This is a genomic window from Streptomyces sp. NPDC048636 (assembly GCF_040650655.1).
In the GTDB taxonomy this organism is placed as follows: Bacteria; Actinomycetota; Actinomycetes; order Streptomycetales; family Streptomycetaceae; genus Streptomyces.
Map to the genome: position 1 here is coordinate 141,032 of NZ_JBEZHR010000004.1, position 8,149 is coordinate 149,180.

Below are 8,149 nucleotides of genomic sequence, written 5' to 3' on the forward strand. Positions count from 1 at the left end.
CATGGAAGCTAATGCGCGATGGGTGGCGCTGACCGCGGTCGCACCGGTGGCGTGGGGGACGAACTACTTCGTCACGCACGCGTTCCTCCCCGCGGACCGCCCGCTGTACGGAGCCGCTCTGCGCGCGCTGCCCGCCGGGCTCGTCCTGCTGGCCCTGTGCAGGCGACGGCCACACGGCGTGTGGTGGTGGCGATCCGCGGTGCTGGGGCTGCTCAACGTGAGCGTGTTCTTCGTCCTCGTCTACATCGCCTCCCAGCTGCTGCCGACGAGCGTGGCCGCGACCGTCATGGCGGTGTCCCCGCTGACGATGATGCTCATCGCCTGGCCCCTGGTGTCCGAGCGGCCCCGCGCCGCCCATCTCGCCGGGGCCGGGGTCGGGCTCGCCGGGGTGTGCCTGATGCTGCTCACCGGCGCGGAAGGGGTCCGCGTACCGGGAGTGCTCGCCTCGGCGGCCGCCGTGCTGGTGTCGTCCTTCGGCCACCTCCTGACCAAACGGTGGAGCACCGGCACCGATGTGCTCGCCCCGACGGCCTGGCAGCTCACCGCCGGGAGCCTCTTCCTGCTCCCGGCCGCCGCGGCGGTGGAGGGCCCTCCCCCCGCGCTCTCCGCACCGGCGCTCCTCGCGTTCGGCTACGTCGCGCTGGTCGCCACCGCGCTGGCCTTCGCCGCCTGGTTCACGGGGCTGCGCCATCTGCCCGCGGGGACGGTGGGACTGGTCGGCCTGCTCAACCCGGTCACGGGTGTGCTGCTCGGCACCGTGGTGGCCGCGGAGGTACTGACCGTGCAACAGCTGTGCGGACTGGCGCTGGTCCTGGCCGGGGTCGTCCTCGGCCGGCCGGCACGCGGGCGGGCCGCCGGAGCGGAGCCGCCGCGCGGGGCCGCGCCTTCCGGGAAGAAGACACGGCCCCGGGAACGGCTCCGGTGACGTACCGGGTCAGGCCTTGCGCTGCATGCTCTCCCGGGCGGGGTTGCCCTGCTGCTCCGCCTTCGGGTCCTTCTCGTTCGCCTTGGCGCGCACGCCCTCCTCGATACGGGCGCCGATCGACGGGTCGATGTTGCGCCAGTACTCAAACGCCCGTTGCAGCACCGGCTCCGTGACCCCGTTGAGCAGATGCCCCACCACGTTGTCCACCAGCCGGAGGCGCGCCCCGTCGTCCAGCACCTCGCGCACCATGGTCCCGGGCTGGCCCCAGTCGTCGTCCTCCGGGTGCGAGACATAGGCCGCACGTGTGATCTCGCCGTCCGCGGACCAGCTGGGCGGGGTGCCGTAGCGGTCGGTGTCGGCCGCGGGTCCGCCCTTGGAGTTGGGCGCGTACACCGGATCCGTGGTGTTGCGATAGGCCATGGCCCCGTCCTTGGAGTACGTGTGCACGGGGACGATCGGTGCGTTGACGGGCAGCTGCTGGTAGTTGGCACCGATGCGGTAGCGGTGTGCGTCGGCGTACGAGAAGAGCCGGGCGAGCAGCATACGGTCGGGGCTCGGTCCGATACCCGGTACGAGGTTGTTCGGCTGGAACGCGGCCTGCTCGATCTCGGCGTGGTTGTCGGTGGGGTTGCGGTCCAGGGTCATCCTGCCGACCTCGATGAGCGGGTAGTCGCCGTGCGGCCAGACCTTGGTCAGGTCGAACGGGTTGAACCGGTAGCCCGGCGCGTCGTCGTACGGCATCACCTGCACATACAGCGTCCAGCTCGGATACTTCCCGTCGCGGATGTGTTCGAACAGATCGCGGGTGTGGTAGTCGGTGTCGGCCGCCGCCATCTGATCGGCCTCGTGCTGGGTGAAGAACTCGATGCCCTGGTCGGTCTTGAAGTGGTACTTGACCCAGAAGCGCTCACCGGCCGCGTTGATCCACATGTAGGTGTGCGAGGTGTAGCCGTTCATATGGCGCCAGCTGCGCGGGATACCGCGGTCGCCCATCAGCCAGGTGACCTGGTGGGCGGATTCCGGCGAGAGGGTCCAGAAGTCCCACTGCATATCGTGGTCGCGCAGATTGCTGTCGGCACGGCGCTTCTGCGACCGGATGAAGTGCTGGAACTTCATCGGGTCCTTGACGAAGAACACCGGTGTGTTGTTGCCGACCATGTCGTAGTTGCCTTCGCTGGTGTAGAACTTCACCGCGAAGCCCCGCGGGTCGCGCCAGGTGTCCGGGCTGCCGCGCTCACCGGCGACGGTGGAGAACCGCGTCACCAGTTCGGTCCTGGTACCGGGCTGGAACACCGCGGCCTTGGTGTAGCCGCTCACGTCGCCGGTCACCTGGAAATGCCCGAACGCACCACTGCCCTTCGCGTGGGGTTGCCGCTCGGGGATGCGTTCCCGGTTGAATTGGGCCATCTGCTCGATCAGATAGGCGTCCTGGAGCAGGACCGGCCCACCGGGTCCGACGGTGAGGGAGTGTTCATCGCTCTCGACGGGGATGCCGGCATCCGTCGTCGTCGGGATGCGGTCCGCTTTCGCCATCGCTGCCTTCTCCTTCGTCTCGCGGGCACCCGTCACAGGTGGTCAGCCCGCAGGTCAGAGGGGGTGGGCGGGTTCTCGGGCACAGGGCGCACACCGGCCCCGGAAGGTGGCCCCCGCTGCGTCCACGGCAGAGCGGTGCGTCCCGCTGCGCCGTGCGGCGGGGAGCCGTGCCCACCACGTACTCCACGTCCTCGGTACGACCGCAGTGTCGGCACACGAGGTGAGGGTGGTTGTCACCGACACGCCGACTTCCGCTCGCCGTCCCACGCTGAGATCCATATCCGGGCACGAGTGGCCACTTCCGGAACGCGTCAAACATGGTGAGCCCGTCGGGCGTGGTGAGCCCGCCGGGCCCGGCCGTCGCGGGCGTCAGGAGGGCCGGGGCGCGCGCAGTCGGCCGCGCTGCGCCAGCTCCTCGTCCCCGACGAGGACGAGCATGGGCTTGTCGGGCAGACACATCATGGTGACGAGGAACCGGACTGGTACATCCGTGCGAGCGTTGCCGTCCTGGTAGTGGATCACGTCGCCCCCCGGCTCCCAGAACGGCTCCCCCGCCCGGATCACCCGCTCGGGCTCGCCCTCCAGCTCGAACCGCATCTCACCCTCCAGCACATAGCCGAAGGCCGGTCCGAAGTGCCGGTGGGGCGGTGTGCCGGGGTCTCCGGGAGGAAATTCGACGATCACGGTCATGGCGTGCGCACCCTCCGGAACGACGGGTGGGCGCGCCTCCTGGATCACGGTGAGCGCGTTCTTCCATGCCTCGGATCGCCGGCCCCGGTCCGCTTCCGCCGAAGCGCGGGCCGTCCGTTCGTCGTGTGCCATCCCGCCGCCTCCTCTGGGCGTGGCTCGAACGACCACCCGGCCGCGATCCCGCGCCGGGCGCCGGAGCGGACAGGCGTCCCTACGCCACAGTACTGCGGCCGCGCATCCGCCACCCCTCGACCGGTCGGGCTGCGGCCGTCACACCGTCGGCCTACCGTGATCGGGGAAGGGCTCCGCTCCGGGAGCCACCGGAAGGTCGGCGAAGGGTGGGTGCGGCATGAAGTGCACAGTCCTGGGGGCGAGCGGCCTGATCGGCACCCAGGCCGTCGAGCGGCTGAAGACGGCCGGACACGAGGTGGTATCGGCCTCGCTGTCGACCGGGGTCGACGTGATCAGCGGCAAGGGCCTGGGGGACGCCCTCACTGGCGCCGAAGTGCTGATCAACCTGACGAACTCCCCCACCTTCGACGCGTCCTCCCTCGACTTCTTCGAGACGTCGATGAACACCATCGGGACCGCGGCGGAGGAGGCCGGTGTACGCCACTTCGTGATTCTCTCGATCGTCGGTGTGGACCAGGTGCCCCAGCTCGACTACTACCGGGCCAAGACCTTGCAGGAGGAAGTGCTCGCGAACGGGGCGACGCCGTACTCGATCGTGCGGGCCACACAGTTCTTCGAGTTCGTCGAGGGTGTCATGTCGTGGACGACCGACGGCGATGTGGTCCGTCTGCCGTCCACCCCCGTACAGCCGATGGCCGCCGCCGATGTCTCCGCGGCGGTCGTGGGGACCGCCTCCGGGGCCCCGTTGCGGGGGATCCGCAATGTCGCGGGACCCGAGGTGTTCCCACTCGACGAGCTGGGCCGGATCACCCTGGAGGCCCGGCCGGACGGGCGGCATGTGGTCACCGACGACAAGGCGGGCATGTTCGCCGAGATCGTCGGAGACGTACTCACCGCGCCGCAGGACGCCGAGATGGCGCCCACCTACTACCGGGAGTGGCTGGCGCGCGCCTAGGTCTCTTCCGGTGGCTCTTTGAGGGGCAGCTCGTGGCATATGCCGCGGGCTGCCCCTCGCGTTGCGACAACGCGGCGAGGTGCGGTCCGGGGGCTCCCGGACCCTGCGCCCGGCGGCCGTCGCCCGGCGGCATCCGCCCCGGATGGCCATGAGCGCGCGAGGGTTCCCCCACGGTCGTCGATGCGGCGCAGACTCTAGGAGTTCCCCCAGCCTTCCCGGACGAACAAGTCCTTTCTGACCTGGGCTTCAGTCCTGAGAGCTGACGATATTCAGATGACGTACGCTTCATGTCACGGCGCGGGAGTGGAGACTTGTCTCCGCCTCGCGGTCCCGAACTTCTGGGTTCCCCCGGCGACTTGGGCAGCGTCGCGAGGAGGTGGACGAACACAGTGAACTCACAACACGGACACGCCATGCGATACAGCCTGCTGGGACCCGTCGAAGTGGTCCGGGGTGACACCGCGTTGGACGTAGGGCCGCGACAGCGCCGACTGCTCCTCATCCGGCTGCTCATCGAGGACGGCCGGCCCGTCTCGGTGGAACAGCTGTGCCGGGACCTGTGGCAGGGGTCCCGGCCGACCGGCGCGGTGTCCTCGGTACGGGCGCACATCAGCCGACTTCGCTCGGTGCTCGACCCCGTGCGCAGCGGCCGGTCCACACTCCTCGTCAACGGCCCCGCCGGATACTCCCTGAGGGTCCCGCGTGAGGCACTGGACACCACGCGCTTCGAGGAGTCGGTGGCGCGCGCCCGTGACGCCATGCGCCACGGCCAACTGGAGGCCGCCCGCGAGGAGATCGACGGCTCGCTCGGCCTGTGGCGCGGTGAGGCCCTCGGCGACGCCGCCGGACACGACTTCGCCCTCCGCGAGGCGGCCCGGCTCGCCACCGCCCGCCAGGACGCCGAGGAGCTGCGGGCCACGATCCTCATCAAACAGGGCAACGTGGAGCGCGCCATCGCCGCCGCCGAGGCACTGACCCTCAGCGCCCCGCTCCGCGAGACGTCCTGGGCGCTGCTGATGCGCGCGCTGTACGCGGCGGGACGGTCGGTCGAGGCGCTGCGCCAGTACGAGCGCTTCCGCACCATGCTGGCCGCGGAACTCGGCCTCGATCCCGGACCCGGCATGCGCGAACTGCATACGGCCATCCTGCGGCACGACGCCGAAATCCTCGGCGAGACCAACACCGTGCGCCCCACGGTGGTACTGCCCGGCGGACCGGATCCGGCCGCCGTGCCGTTGGTGGGCCGGGGCGAGGAGACCTCGCGCCTCACCTCGCTGCTGCGCGCGGCGGCCGCCGGCCGCCCCCAGTGGGCCGTCCTCTCCGGGGAGCCGGGCTCCGGTAAGACCCGGCTGCTGGACGAGGTGTCCAGGATGGCCGCGGACACCGGATTCACCGTCGCACGGGCCAGCGGCGGCCAGTCACTCAGTGAGAGCCACGGCATCTCGCTCGTATGCCCCGCCACCCAGCTCCTGGAGGGGCTGGGTGGCGGGGAGCCCGCGGCCCCCTCGGGGCCGGGTTCCGACGGTGGCCAGCTGGCCACCCTGGTACGGGAACTCACCCGCGGGCCCGCCGTGTGCGTCATCGACGACCTCGACTGGGCCACACCGGAGTTCCACGGTCTGCTGCGCCGCCTCGCCGCCGTGCTGCGGGACACACCCACCGTCCTGGTGTGCGCCCTGCGGAACACCGACGAACCCGCGGCCAGCGGGCTGCTCGCGGAGCTGGCCCGCCACGGCGCCACCCGGCTGCATCTGGACCCGCTCTCGGCCACCGATGTGGCCGGGCTGCTCGCCGCCGCCGGGGAGCGCGCCACACCCCACGCCGCGGAGGCGCTGCACCGGCGTGGCGAAGGCAATCCCTTCACCCTGGGCGAACTGCTGAAGCTGCCGCCGGACCAGCGTGTCGGCCCCGGGGCGCGGGTGCCCGCCGCGGTGAGCAGTGTCGTCCACGCCCGGCTGGCCGAACTGGCGCCATCGGCACGTGAGATGCTCACCTATGCCGCCGCCGACGGCGAGCACCTGGACATCGGGCTGCTCGCCGAGGTCCTGGACACACCACGGGACCGGCTGCTGCCACTGGTGGACGCCGCCGTCACCGCCCGTGTGCTGGTCTGGGACGCGGACCCCGGTGAACGCCCCACAGGGCGTTACCGCTTCCCCGAGCTGCCGCGCGAAGTGGTGCTGCGCACGCTCACCCCGTCCACGAGACAGCTGTTGCACGCATCCCTCGCCCGTGCGCTGGACGGCCGTCCGGCCACCGATCCGCGACGCGTCGCCCGGCACCTGCGCGCGGCGGGTCCGATGGCACCGGAAGCGGCCGAGCGGGTGGCCCGGCCCGCACCGGAGCACGGGCGCTGAGACCCTTCCCCACCCCCGTCAACACCCCCACCGCCGCTGGACATGAGGTCCGCCGGCCAGGAGGAGAAGTCCATGTCCGATCAGCACCAGGCCGGTGGCGCCGAGGCGTCGAGCGGCCGCACGGCCGCGGGATCCGCGTCACCCGACCCGGAAGCCGCACCGGCTCGCGGTTCCTCGTCCGCCGAGGCGTCCGCGTCCGGTACGTCCGGCGAGGGATCCGTGGCCGTGCCCGACGCGGCGAGCATCGAGGCGCATCTCACCGGCAGGGAGCCGTCCACCACCGGCGGCTCCACCACCTCCGCCACCTCGTCGTCCACCCCGGCGAAGGGTGCGAAGAGCGCGTCCGGCGAGGAGGGTTCGTCCGCCGAGGAAGGTTCATCCGAGGCGAAGGGCTCGTCCGAGGCCGGGTCCGAGTCCGAGGTCGAGACGGGCGAAGGTGGCGAGGCGGAGGCGTCCGAACGCGGTGCGAACGAGACGGAGAAGGCGGGGACCGGGACACCGGACACCGCCGCCTCCGAGGGCGCGTCGGCCACCGGTACACGGTCCGAGGGCAGCGCCCGGGCGGGAGCGTCCGGCCGTGGCAACGGTGCCATCGCCACCGTCTCCGGAGAGGGACGCGCCGAGGGGCCCGCCGCCACCGCCACCGCCACCACGGGGTCCGGCGGGGGCTCCACCGACGCGGACGGCGGCTTCCCCGGCCGCCCCAAGAAGCCGCTGCTCGCCGGAGCCGCGATGGCCGGGGCCGTGCTCGTCGCCGTCCCCCTGCTCGTCATGGCCGTCTCGGACAAGGACGAGAAGAGCGAGAAGGTGGTCACGTCCGGCTCCTCGGACACCGTGCTGGACGACGACGGATCGCGGGCGGGGGCGTTCGTGCCCGAATCGCCCTCCCCGAAGAAGCCGAAGCCCAAGAAGTCGAAGAAGGAGAAGGCTCCCGCCGCCGTGAAGCAGGCGCCCCCGGCCGCGCCCAGCAGCCCGACGGCGAAGCCCAAGGCCAAGCCGCGCTCCGTCGCCAAGAAGGCGAGCAACCTGCCCCTTCTGAACAATGTGCTGATCAAGAACAACACGAACCAGACGTGTGCAGACATCCCCGGTACCGGCTACCAGGACGGGCCGGTCAACCAGTCGGTCTGCAACAGCACCATGCAGGACAACCAGCTCTGGGACGTGGAGAAGAAGTACAGCAAGGACGGTCCGGGCGGAGCCCCGCTGTTCCAGATCCGCAACGTCGTGGACGACATGTGCATGGACCTGCCGGGTTACGGAGGGGCCGCGGGTGCCTCGTACGTCACGGAGTACCCGTGCAACGGCACGAAGGACGACAACCAGCTGTGGTGGCTGGACAAGCAGAGCGACGGCCGCTACTGGATCCGCAACTTCGCCAGCAACAACCAGTGCCTGGACTCGTACGAGGCGGATTCCGAGACCCGCAACCTGATCATCTGGCCGTGCAACGAGGAGAGCCAGAACAACCACGAGTGGTACTTCACGCCCCACTGATCCGGTGGAAAGCCCGGCCGCTGCCGCGCCCCCGTCGGAGGGGGCGCGGCAGTTCGTGTG

6 protein-coding genes are annotated in these 8,149 nt (G+C 71.0%); 4 read left to right on the forward strand and 2 right to left on the reverse strand.

The genetic code is table 11. The annotated features are described in order from the left end of the window. Window position 1 precedes the first annotated feature (1 nt). Window positions 2-925 (forward strand): EamA family transporter, encoded by a 924-nt coding sequence (locus AB0C66_RS13710; RefSeq protein WP_362436835.1) that lies wholly within the window; start codon window positions 2-4, stop codon window positions 923-925. A gap of 9 nt (window positions 926-934) precedes the next feature. Here the strand turns inward: AB0C66_RS13710 and AB0C66_RS13715 are convergent, their stop codons facing one another. Both AB0C66_RS13715 and AB0C66_RS13720 read right to left on the reverse strand, forming a co-directional pair. Then, window positions 935-2,458, reverse strand: a complete 1,524-nt coding sequence (locus AB0C66_RS13715; RefSeq protein WP_362436837.1) for a catalase — start codon at window positions 2,456-2,458, stop codon at window positions 935-937. Between the two features lie 369 nt (window positions 2,459-2,827). After that, window positions 2,828-3,280 carry a cupin domain-containing protein gene (locus AB0C66_RS13720; protein WP_362436839.1) on the reverse strand — a complete coding sequence of 151 codons (453 nt, stop codon included), beginning with the start codon at window positions 3,278-3,280 and terminating at the stop codon, window positions 2,828-2,830. Between the two features lie 217 nt (window positions 3,281-3,497). On the opposite strand from AB0C66_RS13720, the gene AB0C66_RS13725 reads away from it, so the two are divergent. The 3 genes from AB0C66_RS13725 to AB0C66_RS13735 all read left to right on the forward strand — a co-directional run bounded on the left by AB0C66_RS13725 (window position 3,498) and on the right by AB0C66_RS13735 (window position 8,089). After that, the gene (locus tag AB0C66_RS13725) at window positions 3,498-4,235 is read left to right on the forward strand and encodes an NAD(P)H-binding protein (protein WP_362436841.1); all 738 of its coding nucleotides are present in this window, start codon (window positions 3,498-3,500) and stop codon (window positions 4,233-4,235) included. A 413-nt stretch (window positions 4,236-4,648) separates the two neighbouring features. Further along, window positions 4,649-6,592 (forward strand): BTAD domain-containing putative transcriptional regulator, encoded by a 1,944-nt coding sequence (locus AB0C66_RS13730; protein ID WP_362436843.1) that lies wholly within the window; start codon window positions 4,649-4,651, stop codon window positions 6,590-6,592. Window positions 6,593-6,664: 72 nt separating this feature from the next. Then, a complete protein-coding gene (locus AB0C66_RS13735; protein WP_362436845.1) occupies window positions 6,665-8,089 on the forward strand; it encodes an RICIN domain-containing protein in 1,425 nt (474 codons plus the stop codon). Window positions 8,090-8,149 lie beyond the last annotated feature (60 nt).

Bases quoted from the DNA above. Each gene is read 5' to 3' on its own strand.
- AB0C66_RS13710 (WP_362436835.1), top strand. From the start codon at position 2: ATGGAAGCTAATGCGCGATGGGTGGCGCTGACCGCGGTCGCACCGGTG.
- AB0C66_RS13715 (WP_362436837.1), bottom strand. From the start codon at position 2,458: ATGGCGAAAGCGGACCGCATCCCGACGACGACGGATGCCGGCATCCCC.
- AB0C66_RS13720 (WP_362436839.1), bottom strand. From the start codon at position 3,280: ATGGCACACGACGAACGGACGGCCCGCGCTTCGGCGGAAGCGGACCGG.
- AB0C66_RS13725 (WP_362436841.1), top strand. From the start codon at position 3,498: ATGAAGTGCACAGTCCTGGGGGCGAGCGGCCTGATCGGCACCCAGGCC.
- AB0C66_RS13730 (WP_362436843.1), top strand. From the start codon at position 4,649: ATGCGATACAGCCTGCTGGGACCCGTCGAAGTGGTCCGGGGTGACACC.
- AB0C66_RS13735 (WP_362436845.1), top strand. From the start codon at position 6,665: ATGTCCGATCAGCACCAGGCCGGTGGCGCCGAGGCGTCGAGCGGCCGC.